At 63.0% G+C, this 17,202-nt stretch carries 15 protein-coding genes; 6 read left to right on the top strand and 9 right to left on the bottom strand.

Going from position 1 to position 17,202, the window contains the following annotated elements; genetic code table 11:
* Nucleotides 1-35: 35 nt before the first annotated feature.
* Both sufB and C7I56_RS10250 read right to left on the bottom strand, forming a co-directional pair.
* The gene (gene sufB, locus C7I56_RS10255; protein WP_106640501.1) at nt 36-1,508 is read right to left on the bottom strand and encodes a Fe-S cluster assembly protein SufB; all 1,473 of its coding nucleotides are present in this window, start codon (nt 1,506-1,508) and stop codon (nt 36-38) included.
* On the bottom strand, nt 1,505-1,918 hold the full coding sequence (locus C7I56_RS10250; RefSeq protein WP_106640500.1) for an RrF2 family transcriptional regulator: 414 nt from the start codon (nt 1,916-1,918) through the stop codon (nt 1,505-1,507). The genes sufB and C7I56_RS10250 overlap by 4 nt, the downstream gene beginning before the upstream one ends.
* 175 nt (nt 1,919-2,093) lie before the next feature.
* Between C7I56_RS10250 and C7I56_RS10245 the strand changes: the two genes are divergently transcribed.
* A complete protein-coding gene (locus tag C7I56_RS10245) occupies nt 2,094-2,549 on the top strand; it encodes a 3'-5' exoribonuclease (RefSeq protein WP_106640499.1) in 456 nt (151 codons plus the stop codon).
* Nucleotides 2,550-2,592: 43 nt separating this feature from the next.
* Here the strand turns inward: C7I56_RS10245 and C7I56_RS10240 are convergent, their stop codons facing one another.
* A complete protein-coding gene (locus C7I56_RS10240; protein WP_106640498.1) occupies nt 2,593-4,419 on the bottom strand; it encodes a DUF885 domain-containing protein in 1,827 nt (608 codons plus the stop codon).
* Nucleotides 4,420-4,512: 93 nt separating this feature from the next.
* On the opposite strand from C7I56_RS10240, the gene C7I56_RS10235 reads away from it, so the two are divergent.
* The 3 genes from C7I56_RS10235 (at nt 4,513) to C7I56_RS10225 (ending at nt 9,224) form a co-directional block, all read left to right on the top strand.
* Complete coding sequence (locus tag C7I56_RS10235; RefSeq protein ID WP_106640497.1) at nt 4,513-5,544, top strand: quinone-dependent dihydroorotate dehydrogenase; 1,032 nt, start codon at nt 4,513-4,515, stop codon at nt 5,542-5,544.
* A 40-nt stretch (nt 5,545-5,584) separates the two neighbouring features.
* Nucleotides 5,585-7,252: a gamma-glutamyltransferase gene (ggt, locus tag C7I56_RS10230; RefSeq protein WP_106640496.1), complete on the top strand. Its 1,668-nt coding sequence runs from the start codon at nt 5,585-5,587 to the stop codon at nt 7,250-7,252.
* A gap of 184 nt (nt 7,253-7,436) precedes the next feature.
* Nucleotides 7,437-9,224 carry an AMP-dependent synthetase/ligase gene (locus tag C7I56_RS10225; protein ID WP_106640495.1) on the top strand — a complete coding sequence of 596 codons (1,788 nt, stop codon included), beginning with the start codon at nt 7,437-7,439 and terminating at the stop codon, nt 9,222-9,224.
* A gap of 192 nt (nt 9,225-9,416) precedes the next feature.
* On the opposite strand, the gene C7I56_RS10220 is transcribed toward C7I56_RS10225, so the two are convergent.
* The 6 genes from C7I56_RS10220 to C7I56_RS10195 all read right to left on the bottom strand — a co-directional run bounded on the left by C7I56_RS10220 (nt 9,417) and on the right by C7I56_RS10195 (nt 13,965).
* Nucleotides 9,417-9,821, bottom strand: a complete 405-nt coding sequence (locus tag C7I56_RS10220; RefSeq protein WP_106640494.1) for a hypothetical protein — start codon at nt 9,819-9,821, stop codon at nt 9,417-9,419.
* Nucleotides 9,822-9,837: 16 nt separating this feature from the next.
* Nucleotides 9,838-10,566, bottom strand: coding sequence for a hydroxyacylglutathione hydrolase (gloB, locus tag C7I56_RS10215; protein ID WP_106640493.1), 729 nt, complete (start codon nt 10,564-10,566; stop codon nt 9,838-9,840).
* Nucleotides 10,560-10,973, bottom strand: coding sequence for a VOC family protein (locus tag C7I56_RS10210; RefSeq protein ID WP_106640707.1), 414 nt, complete (start codon nt 10,971-10,973; stop codon nt 10,560-10,562). Before C7I56_RS10210 ends, gloB begins: the two co-directional genes overlap by 7 nt.
* 192 nt (nt 10,974-11,165) lie before the next feature.
* Nucleotides 11,166-11,915 (bottom strand): tetratricopeptide repeat protein, encoded by a 750-nt coding sequence (locus tag C7I56_RS10205; protein WP_106640492.1) that lies wholly within the window; start codon nt 11,913-11,915, stop codon nt 11,166-11,168.
* Entirely contained in the window at nt 11,912-12,649 is a 738-nt protein-coding gene (locus tag C7I56_RS10200; RefSeq protein WP_106640491.1) for an alpha/beta fold hydrolase, read from the bottom strand. The genes C7I56_RS10205 and C7I56_RS10200 overlap by 4 nt, the downstream gene beginning before the upstream one ends.
* Nucleotides 12,649-13,965 carry a dicarboxylate/amino acid:cation symporter gene (locus C7I56_RS10195; protein WP_106640490.1) on the bottom strand — a complete coding sequence of 439 codons (1,317 nt, stop codon included), beginning with the start codon at nt 13,963-13,965 and terminating at the stop codon, nt 12,649-12,651. Before C7I56_RS10195 ends, C7I56_RS10200 begins: the two co-directional genes overlap by 1 nt.
* Before the next feature lie 263 nt (nt 13,966-14,228).
* Between C7I56_RS10195 and thrS the strand changes: the two genes are divergently transcribed.
* Nucleotides 14,229-16,220: a threonine--tRNA ligase gene (gene thrS, locus C7I56_RS10190; RefSeq protein WP_106640489.1), complete on the top strand. Its 1,992-nt coding sequence runs from the start codon at nt 14,229-14,231 to the stop codon at nt 16,218-16,220.
* A gap of 263 nt (nt 16,221-16,483) precedes the next feature.
* The gene (infC, locus tag C7I56_RS10185) at nt 16,484-16,987 is read left to right on the top strand and encodes a translation initiation factor IF-3 (RefSeq protein WP_245409675.1); all 504 of its coding nucleotides are present in this window, start codon (nt 16,484-16,486) and stop codon (nt 16,985-16,987) included.
* Nucleotides 16,988-17,202: the final 215 nt, after the last annotated feature.

Below are 17,202 nucleotides of genomic sequence, written 5' to 3'. Positions count from 1 at the left end.
TGAAACAAGTTCAGCATGACGGGAGAGGAGGTCCGTCATCCGACTGAGCCTTCCAGCGAAATGCCCAGCAGCTTCTGCGCTTCCACGGCGAACTCCATGGGGAGCTGCTGGAGGACTTCCTTGGCGAAGCCGTTGACGATGAGGGCGACGGAGTCTTCCGCGTTCAAACCGCGCTGCATGGCGTAGAAGAGCTGGTCGTCGCTGATCTTGCTGGTGGTCGCCTCATGCTCGATCTGCGCCGAGGGGTTCTTCACCTCTATATAGGGGACGGTGTGGGCGCCGCATTGATCGCCTAGGAGAAGGCTGTCGCATTGGGTGAAGTTGCGGACATTTTCCGCGCCCGCATTCACCCGGACGAGGCCGCGATAGGTGTTGTTGGAGCGGCCCGCTGAAATGCCCTTCGACACGATGGTCGATCGGCTGTTCTTGCCGATGTGGATCATCTTGGTGCCGGTATCGGCTTGCTGATAATTGTTGGTGAGGGCGACGGAATAGAATTCGCCGACGCTGCCTTCGCCCTTCAAGATGCAGGACGGATATTTCCAAGTGATGGCGGAGCCGGTTTCGACCTGCGTCCACGACACTTTCGATCGGTCGCCCGCGCACAAAGCGCGCTTGGTGACGAAATTGTAGATGCCGCCTTTGCCTTCCGCGTCGCCCGGATACCAATTCTGGACGGTGCTATATTTCACCTCCGCATCCTCGTGCGCGAAGATTTCGACGACTGCGGCGTGGAGCTGGTTTTCGTCGCGCATCGGGGCGGTGCACCCTTCGAGATAGGAGACGTAGCTGCCCTTGTCGGCGACGATCAAAGTGCGCTCGAACTGGCCGGTATTTTCGGCGTTGATGCGGAAATAGGTGGAAAGCTCCATCGGGCAGCGGACGCCTTCGGGAATGTAGACGAAGGTGCCGTCGGAGAAGACCGCGCTGTTCAAACAGGCGAAATAATTGTCGCGCTGCGGAACGACGCTGCCGAGATATTTGCGGACGAGGTCGGGATATTCCTTCACCGCTTCGGATATGGAGCGGAAGATGACGCCGGCGGCTTCCAGTTCCTTGCGGAAGGTGGTGGCGACCGAGACGCTGTCGAACACGGCGTCGACCGCGACCTTGCGCGCGCCTTCGACGCCAGCCAGCACCTTCTGCTCCTCGATCGGAATGCCGAGCTTTTCGTAGGTGCGGCGGATTTCGGGGTCGAGCTCGTCCAGCGACGCCAGCGTCGGCTTCTTCTTGGGCTCGGCGTAATAATATGCGTCCTGATAGTCGATCGCCGGGATGTCGAGCTTCGCCCAGTCGACTTCTTCCATAGTGAGCCAAGCGCGATAGGCCTTGAGGCGCCAGTCGAGCAGCCATTCCGGCTCACCTTTCTTCGCCGAAATGTAGCGGACGGTGTCTTCGTTCAGGCCCTTGGGCGCGAATTCCTGTTCGATGTCGGACGAGAAACCCCATTCGTAGGTCGAGGCCTTGTCGGCCGCCTCCTGGGCTTCGCGGTTACGCACGTCTGTCACGCTGGTTCACCTTGGCTGAGGGTGGCGAGGCTGACGCTTGCAAGCGCGCCGCGCACCGCGCCCGAAACGGCGCTCATATGGGGTTTGACCTGGCAATTCCGTTCCAGCGCGCAATCGTGGCGCGCCGTTTCGGCACAGGCGGTCATCGCGATGGGCCCTTCCACCGCTTCGATGATATCCGCAAGGGTGATTTCGCTGGCGGCCTTGAGGAGCTGGAAGCCACCGCCCGCGCCGCGCGCCGAAGCGAGCAGGCCTGCGGAGGCCAAGCGGCCCACCAGTTTCTGCGCGGTGGGAAGCGGCACGCCCGTCTCGTCCGCCAGCATGGTCGCGTTGAGGCGCGCGCCCGGCCCGTGTCGGGCGGCTGCGGCCATCATCACGACGGCATAATCGGCAAGGGAGGTGAGTTTCATAGCTAATCGGACTGATTCGTTCCGATTGCCATGTGGTCGCGTAGCTCCAGGAAATCAACCACTCACATTCCGTTCGTGTCGAGCGAAGTCGAGACACGCTTGCGCCAACGCTTCTCGACTTCGCTCGAAGCGAACGGTGGTGGAGGTTGGGGCGGGAAGGTTGTAGGGCGCCCCCATGCGCTATTTCCTCGACACCGAATATAATGGCACGGGCGGTGAGCTGATCAGCCTTGCTCTGGTGCCGGAAGATGGCGGCGAGGAATTGTATCTCGTCCTGCCGCTGCCCGAGACGGTGCACGAATGGGTGCAGAAGAATGTCGTCCCCTATCTCGATATGATCCCGGCCGATTTTCCCGGTGGACGGACAAGCCGGGAATCGGCGCCGCATGAGGTGGCGCGCTATTTGTCGCACGATCACGATACGTTGATCGTCGCGGATTGGCCGGAGGATATCGCGCTTTTCTGCCAGCTGCTCGTCACCGGACCGGGCGATATCGCGGACGTCTACCGTCTGAAGTTCGAATTGCTCCGCACGCCGGGCTTTTCCACGGCTCGCAACAGTAAGGTGCCCCACAATGCCCTGCACGACGCGCGGGCATTGCGGGATTTCGTGCTCGAAGGTGGGCATTAAGGCATAAGACCCCGGCTTTCGCCGGGGTGACGTGAGGCGGCGGTTAGCTGACCTTCTTGCTGGCGATCCACTGATCGACATTGCGCTCGAGGATGTCGAGCGGCACCGGACCCGAGAGCAGAACGGCGTCATGGAAGCCCTTATAGTCGAAGCGGTCCCCGAGCGCCTTTTGCGCGCGGTCGCGCAGTTCCTCGATCTTCAATTTGCCGACCATGTAAGCGGTCGCCTGGCCCGGATAGACGATGTAGCGTTCGATCGCCTTGACGATGCCGCCCTTGGCATCCGCGCTATTATCCTCGACATATTTGATCGCCTGTTCGCGGGTCCAGCGCTTGTGGTGGAGCCCGGAATCCACGGCGAGGCGGATGGCGCGGTGGAGTTCGAGCTGCAGGCGGCCAAAGTCGCTATAGGGATCCTTATACTGGCCCATATCCTTGCCGAGCCGCTCGGCATAAAGGCCCCAGCCTTCGGAATAAGCCGTAAAGCCGCCGAACTGACGGAAAGGCGGGACGCTGCCGCCAAGCTCGGTCTGCACGGCGCGCTGCAGATGGTGGCCGGGAATGCCTTCATGATAGAAAAGCGCCTCGACCTCGGTCGCGGGCATATCGGCCATGCTGAACAGGTTCACATAATAAGTCCCGGGACGTGAGCCGTCGGGCGCCGGGCTATTGTAAAAGGCCTTGCCCGCCGATTTCTCGCGGAAGGCCTCCACACGCTTCACCTGCAGCGGCGATTTGGGCGTCGTGCCGAAATATGTCGGCAGCAGCCTTTCCATCTCGACATTGAAGGCCTGGGTCTTGTCCAGATATTGCCGCCGCCCCGCGTCGGTGTTCGCGAAATAGAATTGCGGATCCGTCCGCATCTTCTCGAAAAATTGCTGCAGCGTGCCGGTGAAGCCGACTTGTTTCATGATCCCACGCATCTCGTCATGGATGCGCGCGACCTGCGCGAGACCGAGGTCGTGCACCTGATCGGGCGTCATATCGGTGGTCGTATAGTAGCCAAGGAGCGCCTTGTACTGGGCCGCGCCATTTTCGAAGCGCCAGATGCCGTCGTCGGTGCCTGCCTGCTTTTCCTGATCCTGCATCAGCGCGATGACGCGCTCATAAGCGGGCTTCACCTCGTCGACCAACGCCTTGCGCGCATCCTCAACGAGCCTGGATTTTTCGGTATCGGCGATGGAGAGCTTGGCGACTTTGGCCTTGAAGTCCGCGAAGACGTCATTGTCTTCGCCTGCTTCGAACGGCGCGCCGGAAATGACGTTGCGCGCATCATCGATCACATATGGGAAGACCCATTTGGGCGGCAGGACGCCCAGAGCCGCGCGCTTCTTCGCCTCGGTCACCGCCTGATCGAGGAAGGTGTCGAGCGTGCGCAAACGCGACACATAGGCCTCAGCGTCCGTCAGCGTGTCGACGCGGTGAATGTTGATGAGGAAGGCCGGCCCATCACTCTGCGCGCCGTTCATCTGATCGAAGACATAGCCATAGTCGCGATAGGGGTGGAGCGCCTCGCCCCGCGCGACCCGGTTCTCGAAAATGTCGAAACTCAGCTGATCTTCGGGTGAGAGGGAGGCGCGAGGGAAGAGGGCACGCATGCCGGCGAGCGTTTGTAGGTCGAGCGCGCGGCTCCGCGCGTCGGCGACATCGCTGATCTCGTCCCACTTGCCATAATCGGCGTCCTTGATGCCGCGATAAGCCTTGGACAGAGGGGAGAGCGCAAGTTCGGCCTTGTCATAGGCTTCGAACAAGGCGGCGAGATCGGCGTTCTTCTGCACAGTCGCCGCCGCGGCTGGGGCGGGCGTGGTCTGCCCACTCGCTGCAGCGGGGACGAGCAGGATTGTCGAAGCGAGCAGAAGAGCGCGGATCATGGTTGGGCCTCCCCGGATGGTTATATTGAGCGTCAACCTAACGGTATCGCGGCTTTTGACCAGCCTCCCCCGCACTGCCATAGGCTATCGCCCATGACGCTCTATGCCGCCCTCCGCCCGATCGTCTTCAAGGTCGATGCCGAACGCGCCCATGGCCTGACGCTGACGGCGCTGAAGATGATGCCCGCAGGCGTCACCGCGCCCGATCCGATGCTGCACACCCAGCTGTTTGGCCTCGACTTCCCCAATCCGGTGGGCCTCGCTCCAGGCTTCGACAAAAATGCCGAGGTGTTCGGGCAGATGCTGCGGCTGGGCTTCGGCTTTGCGGAAGTGGGCACGCTGACGCCGCGCGCTCAAGCGGGCAATCCCCGGCCGCGCCTGTTCCGCCTTGTCGAGGATCAGGCGGTGATCAACCGCATGGGCTTTAATAATGACGGGCAGGCGACGGCCAAACCGCGCCTCGCCGCGCGGGGGCTGGGCATCGTCGGCGTGAATATCGGCGCCAACAAGGACGCTGCCGACCGGATCGCGGATTATGCAATTGGCGTGCGGGAGATGGCGCCGGTTGCCGACTATCTGACCGTCAACATCTCGTCACCCAACACGCCGGGACTGCGGGCGCTGCAGGACCGGCAGGCGCTGGACGACCTGCTCGCCGCAGTGGCCGAGGCGCGGGGGCCGGGCGGGCCGCCTGTCTTCCTCAAGCTCGCGCCCGATCTGGAGCGGAGCGAGATTGACGATATCGTCGCGGTGGCGATGGCGCGCGGGATGGACGCCTTGATCGTGTCCAACACTACGCTCGCCCGGCCGCATCTCCATTCACTCCACTGCCGCGAGCAGGGCGGGCTTTCCGGAGCGCCGCTAAAAGCCATAGCGCTCGACGCCCTGCAGCAATTTCGTGCCGCGTCGGGCGGCGCCATTCCCCTGATCGCAGCGGGCGGTATTGCGAGCGGCGCGGATGCTTATGCCCGCATTCGGGCGGGGGCATGTCTCGTCCAGCTATACTCGGCGCTGGTTTATGAAGGGCCGGGATTGGCGCGGCGGATCAATCGGGAATTGAAAGCCCTGCTGCGCCGCGACGGCTTCGCGAATGTCAGCGAAGCGGTGGGAGCAGATTTGCGCTAACGCTTTGCGGCGCCTGCCGGGCGCGTTAAGACTTGCGGCCATGTTAACCCGCCTCTTCCTCATCATCGCCCTCTTTGTCGCCCCGGCCGCCGTTTCGGCGCAGGGCGTCGTCTCCTCCGCCGATCCGCGCGCGACGCAAGCGGGACAGGAGATATTGCGCGAGGGCGGGAGCGCGGCGGACGCGGCGATGGCGATGATGCTGGCGCTGACCGTGGTCGAACCGCAATCGTCCGGCATTGGCGGCGGCGGCTTCCTGGTCCACCACGACGCATCGAACAAGCGCACGCAGACGATTGACGGGCGGGAGACGGCCCCGGCAGCGGCGACGCCGGATCGCTTCGTTGGACCGGACGGCAAGCCCGTGCCGTTCCGCGATGCGTTTCCGGGCGGCCTGTCTGTGGGCGTGCCAGGCAATATCGCATTGATGGCCGAAACCCATCGCCGCTGGGGCAAATTGCCGTGGGAACGGCTGTTCCAACCTGCCATCCGCCTTGCCGAACAAGGCTTTACGGTCAGCAAATCCACCGCCGGTTTCCTGCGTCAGGTCGCGCCCTTGTGGAAGGATTTTCCGGCCGCGCAGGCTATTTACTGGAAGGACGGCGCGCCTCTGGCCGAAGGCGCGCTTGTTCGCAATCCGGACCTTGCCGTCACCTTGTCCACCATCGCGCTTAAAGGACCGGAAGGCTTCTATGCCGGACCGGTGGCAGCCGACATTGAGAAGGCCGTCGCCGGCGCGGAGCTTAATCCCGCGCCGTTAACCCTCGCGGATCTGGCCGCCTACCGAGCAAAGGAGCGTGCCCCGGTTTGCGCACCGTACCGGACCTACAAGATTTGCGGTATGGGGCCGCCATCGTCGGGCGGGGTCACCGTCTTGCAGATCCTGAAGCTCGTCGAGCGGTTCAACCTGAAGCGCTTGGGGAAGGACGATCCGCGCTCCTGGCATGTCATCGCCGAAGCCATGAAGCTCGCTTATGCCGATCGCGATAAATGGATCGGCGATTCCGATTTCGTGTCGGTGCCGGTCGCGGGCCTGATCGATCCCGCTTATTTGAAAAAACGTGCGGGGAGGATTTCGCTCACCCGGCCGCTCGGCACTTATGAAGCGGGCACGCCGCCGGGCGCCGAGCCGCGCACCGCTGCCGCGTCCGGTGAAGTGCCGAGCACAACCCATTTCGTCGCCGTCGACGCGGCGGGGAACGTCGCAAGCATGACGTCGACCATCGAGGGGATTTTCGGAAGCCAGCTGGTCGCCGACGGCTTCTTCCTCAACAATGAGTTGACCGATTTCAGCTTCGCGCCGGAGAAGAACGGCGCGCCACTTGCCAACCGGGTCGAGGCGGGGAAGCGCCCGCGTTCGTCCATGTCGCCGACCATCGTCTACGACGCGAAAGGCAGGCCGGTCTTCGCGCTGGGATCGGCGGGCGGACCGCGCATCATCATGCACGTGGCCAAAACCCTGATCGGCTGGATCGACTTCGGCCTGCCGGCCGCCGAGGCGATCGCACTTCCCAATATCTATTTTGGCGGCGACGCGACATTGGTCGAAAAGGATACGTTCCTGAGCGAAATGCAGGCCGATCTGACGCGCTATAACGGCCTCGTCAGCTCGAGCGATCTTGGCTCCAAGGTGAATGCCGCCGAATATGTGGATGGGGCATGGCGGGGGGCCGCTGACCCGCGCAGCGAGGGAACCGCGCTCTCAGAATAGCCACTCTACCGCTACTCCTGGGCTTGTCGAAGGGCGTTCGCGCGTACTGGATCCGTCCTTCGACAGGCTCAGGGCTAGCGGGGTGGGGATGAGAGAGGAGTTTGACGTCATAGGGGCTTGCTCCCTCACATCGTTCGCTTAGGACTAGAGCAGCAGACGCGGTCAAACCGCGCTGGGGAGAGCGATGCGGCAACTCGAACATTTCAACAATCTCGTCACCATGTTCTTCACGCGCGCCAGCGAGAAAGGCGATGCGCCCTACCTTTGGGCGAAGAAGAACGGGACGTGGCAGACGACGACCTGGGCGGAGGCCGCGGCCCGCGTCACGGCGCTCGCGTCGAGCCTCAGGAAGCTCGGCCTTCAGCGCGGCGACCGGGTGATGATTGTTTCGGAAAACCGGCCCGAATGGCTGATCGCGGACCTGGCGATCATGGCGGCGGGCTGCGTTTCGGTTCCCACCTACATCACCAATACGACGCGCGATCACCAGCATATCATCGACGATAGCGGCGCGCGGGCGATCTTCGTGTCGAGCGAGAAGCTCGCCAAGACCCTGCTTCCCGCCGCCGTCCGTTCGGGCTGCGAGCATATCATCGGCATGGAGCCGATCCGCAACCAGGCATCCAACCTGCGCTTCCACGATTGGGATGCGCTGATCGACGCGGGGAGCAATGATGTCGCGGCTTGCGCGGAGGAAGCCAAAGTGATCGCCCGCGACGACCTTGCCTGCATCATCTATACGTCCGGCACGGGCGGCGCGCCGCGCGGGGTGATGCAGCATCACGGCGCGATCCTCCACAATTGCGAGGGCGCGGCAGCTGTCATTTCCGAGGATTTCGGCTGGGACGACGAGGTGTTCCTCTCCTTTCTCCCCGCCAGCCATGCTTATGAGCATAGCGGCGGGCAGATGTTCCCGACGAGCCTTGGCGGGCAGATTTACTATGCCGAGAGCCTCGAGAAGCTCGCGGCCAATATCGAGGAAGTGCGGCCCACCATCATGATGGTGCTGCCACGCTTGTTCGAAGTGCTGCGCACCCGCATCCTGAAAAATATCGAGAAGCAGGGGAAAGCCACGCAATATCTATTGAAGCGCGCGCTGGAGATCGGCGCCAAGGATTATGCGGGAAGTGTGCCGCTCAAAGACCGGCCGATGGATTTCATCCTCGACAAGACGTTCCGGCCCAAGATCTTCGCCAAATTCGGCGGGCGGATGAAGGCGATGATTTCAGGCGGCGCGCCCTTGAATCCGGACGTCGGCATCTTCTTCCATTCGATCGGCCTCACTTTGCTTCAGGGCTATGGCCAGACCGAGGCCGGGCCGGTGATCAGCGCCAATCGCCCGAAATTCGGCCTCAAGATGGATACGGTGGGCCCGCCGCTCAAAAATACCCAAGTCAGGATCGCCGAGGATGGCGAAATCCTGGTGAAGGGGGAGCTCGTCATGAAGGGCTATTGGCGCAATGAGTCGCATACCGCCGCGACGATCGTCGACGGCTGGCTGCATACGGGCGATGTCGGCCATATCGACGACAAGGGCCGCATCGTCATCACCGATCGCAAGAAGGACATCATCGTCCTCGACAAGGGCGATAATGTCGCGCCGCAGCGTGTGGAAGGCATGCTGACCCTGCAGCCCGAAATCGCGCAGGCGATGGTGGTGGGGGACCGTCACCCCTATCTGGTCGGCCTGATGGTGCCCGAAGCCGAGTGGATGGCGGAATGGGCGAAGGCCAATGGCAAGGCGAGCGACCTGTCGGTGCTGAAGAGCGATCCCGATTTCGTGAAGGCGGTGGGCGCGGCGGTCAATCGGGTGAGCGCTGAGCTTTCGGTGATCGAAAAGGTGCGCAGCTTCATCATTGCCGATGAGCCGTTCACTACGGCGAACGAGCAGATGACGCCATCGCTTAAAGTGCGGCGTCACGTGGTGAAGGATGTGTACGGCGCGCGGCTGGACGCTTTGTACAAGCGCTGATCTATAATCGTAGCCGGAACGCGCTGGAACGTCCTTCGACAGGCTCAGGACTAGCGGGAGCGGGGGGCGTGGCTGCGATGTGACGATGCACTCCAACCCCGCACCGTCATCCCGGCGGAAGCCGGGATCTCGGGACAGCAAGGCGCCTTGCCTGGCAGGAGACCCCGGCTTCCGCCGGGGTGACGCATCGGTTTATTGCTCCACCTTCCGATACGGTTCGAAATCGCCGAGGCTGCAGCTGCCGTAATGAGCGCGGGTGGATAGATCGACAATGTCGACGATATCGCCCCGGCACAGCGAGCCGGTGGTCGTCTTCGTGACCAGGGTTCGCCCGAAACGCAGCGAGGGGCAGCCGCCCGGAGCGCGGTTGACGTAAATGAGATTGCCGGGCCCGTCGAAGATGATCGCGGCGCCATTATCGACCGATCGATTGCCGCGCAGGTCGCGCTGGAGCACACAGCTGGCGGGCTTGCCGGGCGTGTGGCCGCTGATGGCGGCGGCGAGTTCCGGGCCGGGCGGGGCATCGGGATCGGTCGGGGGCGTCTGGGCGCAGGCACCAAGGCCGAGGAGGAGTGCGGGGACGGTCAGCAGGCGCATCGTTCTTCTCCCTTGTCTATCCGGCGTAATTATCCTTGGCCTGACGCCGCTGCGCAAGCTCTTCCGCCGAAGAAGCCCGCATGAACGGGTTGGTAGCCCGCTCCAGGGCGATTGTCGTCGGCACCGTCGCTTCTCCGCGCGCACGGGCATTTTCTACAGCCTTCATACGCTCAACAAGGGCGGTATTGCCCGGGTCCACGCTGAGCGCGAACCGCCCGTTGGACAGCGTATATTCGTGCGCGCAATAGATGGACGTGTCTTCGGGCAAAGCGGCGAGGCGCTGCATATTGGCGTGCATCTGCTCCGCTGTTCCCTCGAACAACCGCCCGCAGCCCATGGCGAAGAGCGTGTCGCCGACGAAGGCGGCCTTCTCCGAGGGGAGGTGATAGGCAATGTGTCCGGCGGTGTGCGCGGGCACGTCGAGCACGTCAGCCGTGACCCCTCCAATCGCGACCCGATCGCCCTCCTTCACCAGCACATCCAGCGTCGGGATGCGGTGCGCTTCGGCGGCGGGACCGGTGATCGTGCAGCCGGTCGTAGCCTTGATCGCTTCATTACCGCCGGTGTGATCCGGGTGCCAGTGCGTGTTCCAGATCTGGGTGATGTGCCAGCCGCGCGCCGCCGCTTCCGCCAGCACCGGATCGGCGACGGCGGGGTCAACCACCACCGTCTCGCCCGATCCCGCATCGTGCATCAGCCAGATATAATTGTCGCTGAGGACGGGGATGCGGGCGATGTCTACCATGTGCCGGTGTTCGGCATCGACGCCCAAGGTTCGGCGGGTTCCAGATAGCCGTCCTGGAGGAGTTCGATGGAGATATTGTCGGGCGTCCGAACGAAGGCCATGTGGCCGTCGCGTGGCGGGCGGTTGATCGTATAGCCCGCGTCCATCAGCCGCTGGCAGACCGCGTAGATGTTCTCGACGCGATAGGCGAGGTGGCCGAAATTGCGGCCGCCATCATAGCCTTTTTCGTCCCAATTGTGGGTGAGCTCGACCTCCGCCCCTTCATCGCCCGGCGCGGAGAGGAAGATCAGCGTATAGCGCGCCTTCTCATTCTCCATCCGGCGGACTTCCTTGAGGCCGACGAGTTCGAGAAAGCGGATCGTCTCCTTGGGATCGGACACGCGGATCATCGTGTGGAGATATTTCACGGACTTTCCCTTCTTCGCTGGCGTGGCCGCCATATGGGAGGCGAATCCCAACTATTCCAGCCGGACCGTTCGTGCTGAGTAGGGGCTGAGCGAAGCCGAAGACCCGTATCGAAGCGCCTGCACAGAACCCTTCGATACGCCGCTTCGATCCTTCGACAGGCTCAGGATCAGCGGCTACTCAGGGCGAACGGTTCACTCCTCTCCGGGACCGCCCAGAGCCGCTGCCGCCGCGCGTCCGGCCGGGCCGTTCGGATCGGCCTTGGCGGCGCGTTCGTAATAAGCGCGGGCTTCATCTTCCTTGCCCGCCTTGCCGGCGATCGTTCCGGCCTGGAGGAGGACGTCGGCATCGTCGGGGGCGAGTTCCACGGCCTTGGCGATGTCGCTGGCGGCGCGGACCGCGTCATTCTGCCGGTCGGCGAGGGCTGCGGAGAGGTACCAGGCGAAGGGGTCTTCCGCGACGAGGGTGAGCGCCTGATCGACGTCAACGCGCGCCGCGACGAGATCGCCGCGGGCGACGTCGGCACGCGCGCGGTCGAGATGGATTTCGCCGCGAAGCGCGGGCACGGTGCCTTCCACTGTCAGCGCCGCGTCGAAGGCGGTCTTGGCGCGGGCGGCATCGTTCATGGCGAGCCAGGCATTGCCGGACTGCGCCCAGAAATCAGCCGCTGCCGGATTCTTCATCGCCGCCGCATCGCGCGCACCCTGCTCGTAAGCGAGCGCGGCGTCCTGCCAGCGTTCGAGCGCGACATAAGCAAGGCCGAGGCATTGGCGGGCGGCGAGGCCGCCGCCCTGGACGCGCCAGTCGCTTGCATGCTCCACCGCCTGTTCGGGCGCGGTCTGCACCTTCGCGATGCAATTTTTGTAGGCCGGATCCTCCGGCGGGGCGACGAGGGCGGGCGCGGCAGCGGACTGGGCGGCAGCCAAAAGCAGGGAAAGGATCACAGGGCCTCCAGCAGCCCGCCAACCGTCCGGATCAACAGCGCGATATCCGAATCCCGCGACAGGCGATGATCGCCGTCCTTGATCAATGTCGCCTGCACGTCCGATGAACGCACGCGGTCCATGATGTTGAGAGATATGGCGAAAGGCACATCATCGTCATTGAGGCCGTGGAGCAGCCGCACCGGGCATCGAATGTCGATCGGCCCTTCGAGCAGCTTCAACTTTTCACCGCTCTCCCAGAAGGTGCGGGTGGTGACGTAGGGCTGGTCGCCATGAGGCGAGGCTTCTTCCAGGCGCCCCATGCCGCGGATCGTCGCCTTTTCAGAATCGCTAAAACCCCAGCTCGTAAAATCGGGGGCGGCCGCGATGCCGACGAGGCCCTTCACTTGGGTCGAGCGAGCGAGCGCGGTGAGCAGCATCAGCCAGCCGCCCATCGACGATCCCACTATGACACATGGGCCGCGCACGACCGTGTCGATTACATGCAGGGTGTCATCCCACCAGTCCGACAGCGCCTGATCCTCGAACGCGCCTTCGCTCTGCCCGCAGCCGCCATAGTCGAAGCGCAGCATCGCGCGGCCCTGCGCCTCCGCCCAGGCATCGAGCGCGAGGGCCTTCGTCCCATCCATGTCCGACATGTAGCCGGGCAGGAAGATGATGGCGGGGCCGTCTCCTTCGCGGAACCGGTAAGCGAGGCGCCGACCGTCGCGGTCGAGGAACTTCAATTCCGGCATCAGCGAAAACTTTCATCCCCGGCCGGCGGCGGCATGTGCGAGGGCGCCTTGGGCGGCACGATCTCGGACGGTTCGATTGGGTCGAGATGGCCTTCCCACTTCGCCACGACCGCGCTCGCCACCGCGTTGCCGACGACGTTGGTCGCCGAGCGGCCCATGTCGAGGAAATGGTCAACCGCGATGATGAGGAGCAGGCCTGCTTCCGGAATGTCGAAAAAAGCCAGCGTCGCCGCGATGATGACGAGGCTGGCGCGTGGCACGCCCGCAATCCCCTTCGACGTCACCATGAGGACGAGGAGCATGGTGATCTCCTGTCCCAAAGTCAGATCGATGCCATAAGCCTGCGCGATGAAGATCGTCGCGAAGGTCATGTACATCATCGAGCCATCGAGGTTGAACGAATAGCCGAGTGGCAGCACGAAGCTCGCGATGCGCGGCGGCACGCCGAACTTGTCCAAAGCTTCGAGCGTGCGCGGATAGGCTGCCTCCGAGGAGGCCGTCGAGAAAGCGAGGATCAGCGGATCGCGAATATAGCGGACGAGCAGTTTCGTGCGCGGGCCGACGATCAGGAAGCAGACGGCAATGAGCAACACCCAGAGGAGCACGAGGCCAACATAGAAGCTGCCCATGAAATAGCCGAAGGTGCCAAGGATCGCCGGACCGCGCTCGGCGATCGTGCCCGCGACGGCGGCAAACACCGCGATCGGCGCCACGCGCATCACATAATCGGTGATCTGCAGCATGACGTGGACGAGCGCCTCGACCGCCTTGACGAGCGGCGCGGCCTTTTCGCCGACAGCGGTCAGCGCGACGCCGACGAAGATCGAGAAGACGACGATCTGCAGGATTTCATTGTCCGCCATCGCCGCGATCATCGAAGCCGGGACAAGGTGGGTGATGAAATCCTTCAAATTGAAGGCGGCCTTTTCAACGCCGCTCGCCGCGGTCGCGTCGGGGATCGGGAAGTTGAGACCGACACCGGGCTGGAGCAGGTTGACGAGGATGAGGCCGAGGGTCAGCGAAACAAGACTTGCGCAGATGAACCATGCGACCGAGCGGAAGCCGACGCGCCCGAGAGCCGCCGTGTCGCCCATATGAGCGATGCCCGACACCAGGGTCGCGAAGACCAAAGGCGCGATGATCATTTTGATGAGGCGCAGGAACAGCGTCGTGACGATGGAGAAATAGCCGGCGATATCCGTCAGCAGCGCCTGGCTTTCCGGCGTGTCGCTGCCGACCCCGGCGTTGATCGCCCAACCGACGATGATGCCGAGCACCAAGCCAGCCAAGATGAAATAAGTTAAACGCTTCGCCACCAGGCAGCCCCTCGCTTGTTGTTGGGGTCAACAAAGCCATTGCGGGCGCGAGGTCAAGCTAAAGGATGCTGGATAGGCAGCGGCGCAAGCGCGGTAGGCTGATCCAAAGGCCACTCCCAACTCCGCTCGTCCTGATTGGGGATACTTCGGTGCCGGATCGAAGGACGAAAAGGCGAAGGTTAAGCGGGGAGGCCTTGGCTTGACAGGTTGAAGTCCCCTTATATGGCGGAACGCTGATTTTATTGCCGGAGCGCAGGTTTCCCATGTCCGAAATGTTCAAGATCGCCCTTCCCGACGGTTCCGTGCGCGAAGTGGCGCCCGGCACCACTCCGGGCGACGTGGCGGCGGCGATCGGGCCGGGGCTCGCCAAGGCGGCGATCGCGGCACGGGTGAATGGCGAGCTTCGCGACATCGGCCGGCCGTTCGAAGGCGACGCGCAGCTTGCGCTCGTCACGAGCCGGGACGAGGCGGACGCGCTGGATTTAGCGCGGCACGATTACGCCCACGTGCTGGCCGAAGCGGTGCAGAACCTCTTCCCCGGCACGCAGATCACTTTCGGTCCGGCGACGGACGACGGCTTCTATTACGATTTCGCGCCGAAGGACCGGCCGTTCACCGAAGAGGATCTCCCCGCGATCGAGGAGGAGATGCGCCGCGTCATCGCCAAGGACGCGCCATTGGTACGCGAGGTTTGGACGCGCGACGATCTCATTGCCTATTTCAAAGCGCAGGGCGAGACGTTCAAGGGGGAGTGGGCGGCCGAGCTTCCCGAGGGCGAGGAACTGACCGTCTACCGCGCGGGCGACTGGCTCGATATGTGCCGTGGGCCGCATCTGGCTTCGACCGGCAAGCTCGACCCGCAGGCGTTCAAGCTCACCCGCGTGTCCGGCGCTTATTGGCGGGGCGACCAGAAGAATGCGATGCTTTCGCGCATCTACGGCACCGGCTGGCTCAACAAGAAGCAGCTGCAGGAGCATCTGACGCGGCTTGAGGAAGCGGCCAAGCGCGATCATCGCAAGATCGGGCAGGAGATGGACCTCTTCCACCTCCAGCAGGAAGCGCATGGCAGCGTCTTCTGGCATCCGAAAGGCTGGATGATCTGGCGCCAGCTTGAAGCCTATATGCGGCGCAAACTGGACGCGGCCGGCTATCAGGAGATCAAGACGCCGCAGCTGATGGACGCGCGGCTGTGGGAGCAGTCCGGGCACTGGGGCAAATATCGCGAGAATATGTTCGTGGTGCCGGACGAAGTGCCGAATACGGAAGAGCAAGGACCGGTCATTAGCGGCGACGCCGCCTGGATGGCGCTGAAGCCGATGAACTGTCCGGCACACGTCCAGGTGTTCCGCCAGGGCATCACCTCCTATCGCGACCTGCCGATGCGCCTTGCGGAATTCGGCTGCTGTCACCGCAACGAGCCGCATGGCGCGCTGCACGGCATCATGCGCGTACGCCAGTTCACGCAGGACGACGCGCACATTTTCTGCCGCGCGGACCAGTTGGTCGAGGAAGTGCGGATTTTCTGCGATCTGCTTGACGGGATCTACAAGGATCTCGGTTTCGAAAATTACGCGATCAAGCTGGCGCTGCGCCCGGAAAAGCGCTTCGGCTCCGACGAAATGTGGGATTGGGCCGAGCAATCCTTGCGCGATGCCGTCGCCGCGACGGGCCGTGCAACTCCCGAATTCGGCTGGGAGGAACTAGAGGGCGAAGGTGCTTTCTATGCACCGAAGCTCGAATTCCACCTGACCGATGCGATCGGCCGGACCTGGCAGTGCGGCACGCTGCAGACCGACACGGTGCTGCCCGAACGCCTCGACGCAAGCTATGTCGGCGAGGATGGCCAGCGCCACCGCCCGATCATGCTTCACCGCGCGATCCTGGGCACGTTCGAGCGCTTCATTGGCATTTTGATCGAGCATCATGCCGGCCGCTTCCCACTGTGGCTCGCGCCAGTACAAGCGGTGGTCGCGACGATCGTGTCGGATGCGGACGGCTATGCCGAAGAGGTGCGCGCCACGCTCGCCGCCGCAGGCCTGCGCGTTGAAACCGACACGCGCAACGAGAAGATCAACTACAAGGTCCGCGAACATAGCCTCGCCAAGGTTCCGGCCCTGCTCGTCGTCGGCAAGCGCGAGGCAGAAGAAGGCACCGTAGCCGTCCGCCGCCTTGGCCAGGAAGGGCAGCAAGTGGTAAAGGTGGAAGACCTCATCGCCATGCTCAAGGACGAAGCAACACCGCCGGATCTGCGCTAAGCCCATTTCGTCACCCTGAACTTGTTTCAGGGTCCATGCCGGAGACAGTCTGCCTGCCCGCAGGATGGATGCTGAAACAAGTTCAGCATGACGAACGAGGGAAACCCGCGACCGTGCGGCAACATTGCGGCGTGAAATGGAAGCGGGCCGCCTGTCCCGTCTTCCCTTTCGCCGCGCAAATCACTAGATAAGCGGCCTTCAACAGGCTCGAAGGAGATTGAGCTATACGTCCCCCTCTGAACCGGCGCCCGATGGCGCCGCCCATGAACGGCCCTCGTTATAACGAATTCATTCAGTCGCCCAAGGTGCGGGTGATCGATGAAGAAGGCGAAAATCTGGGGGTGATGTTCACCCGCGAAGCGATCGAGCAGGCAGCCGAGGTCGGTCTCGACCTTGTCGAAGTGTCGCCGAACGCCGATCCGCCCGTGGCCAAGTTCCTGGACGTAGGCAAATATAAGTACGAGGCGCAGAAGAAGGCGAACCTCGCGCGTAAATCGCAGAGGACGCAGGAGATCAAGGAGATCAAAATGCGTCCGAACATCGACGATCACGATTATGACGTGAAGATGAAGGCGATCCACAAATTCATCGGCGAAGGCGACAAGGTGAAGGTCACCCTGCGCTTCCGCGGCCGCGAACTCGCCCACGGGCAGCTCGGCATGCAGCTTCTCCAACGCGTTCAGGCCGACACCGTGGAAACCGCGAAGGTCGAACAGCATCCGCGCATGGAAGGCCGCCAGATGCTGATGGTGCTTGCGCCCAAATAATAGCTCAGTTCGAAACAGCATATCCGCAGTAATATCGCTGCGGATATGCTGCACTCGCGAAATTATTTGCTGCGTCGCAACAGTGGAGAATTGAGCTTGCCGTAGGGTCAAGCGACGCGGCGTTTATCTGCACAGTTTTTATTTGAAACCGGCTTGTTGCGATTTTGCAATGACGTTGCCGATACGCGCGGGAATCCGCCATTTTCCCGCTAGCT

The sequence above is a fragment of the Allosphingosinicella vermicomposti genome, assembly GCF_003012815.1.
GTDB lineage: Bacteria > Pseudomonadota > Alphaproteobacteria > Sphingomonadales > Sphingomonadaceae > Allosphingosinicella > Allosphingosinicella vermicomposti.
This window is presented reverse-complemented; position numbering and strand designations above follow the sequence as displayed.

What these genes read in the sequence shown, in the direction of transcription:
- C7I56_RS10200 (WP_106640491.1), bottom strand. Translation starts at nt 12,649, where the DNA reads ATGCCGGAATTGAAGTTCCTCGACCGCGACGGTCGGCGCCTCGCTTAC.
- C7I56_RS10225 (WP_106640495.1), top strand. Translation starts at nt 7,437, where the DNA reads ATGCGGCAACTCGAACATTTCAACAATCTCGTCACCATGTTCTTCACG.
- C7I56_RS10220 (WP_106640494.1), bottom strand. Translation starts at nt 9,821, where the DNA reads ATGCGCCTGCTGACCGTCCCCGCACTCCTCCTCGGCCTTGGTGCCTGC.
- infC (WP_245409675.1), top strand. Translation starts at nt 16,484, where the DNA reads ATGAACGGCCCTCGTTATAACGAATTCATTCAGTCGCCCAAGGTGCGG.
- ggt (WP_106640496.1), top strand. Translation starts at nt 5,585, where the DNA reads ATGTTAACCCGCCTCTTCCTCATCATCGCCCTCTTTGTCGCCCCGGCC.
- C7I56_RS10245 (WP_106640499.1), top strand. Translation starts at nt 2,094, where the DNA reads ATGCGCTATTTCCTCGACACCGAATATAATGGCACGGGCGGTGAGCTG.
- gloB (WP_106640493.1), bottom strand. Translation starts at nt 10,566, where the DNA reads ATGGTAGACATCGCCCGCATCCCCGTCCTCAGCGACAATTATATCTGG.
- C7I56_RS10250 (WP_106640500.1), bottom strand. Translation starts at nt 1,918, where the DNA reads ATGAAACTCACCTCCCTTGCCGATTATGCCGTCGTGATGATGGCCGCA.
- thrS (WP_106640489.1), top strand. Translation starts at nt 14,229, where the DNA reads ATGTCCGAAATGTTCAAGATCGCCCTTCCCGACGGTTCCGTGCGCGAA.
- C7I56_RS10240 (WP_106640498.1), bottom strand. Translation starts at nt 4,419, where the DNA reads ATGATCCGCGCTCTTCTGCTCGCTTCGACAATCCTGCTCGTCCCCGCT.
- C7I56_RS10235 (WP_106640497.1), top strand. Translation starts at nt 4,513, where the DNA reads ATGACGCTCTATGCCGCCCTCCGCCCGATCGTCTTCAAGGTCGATGCC.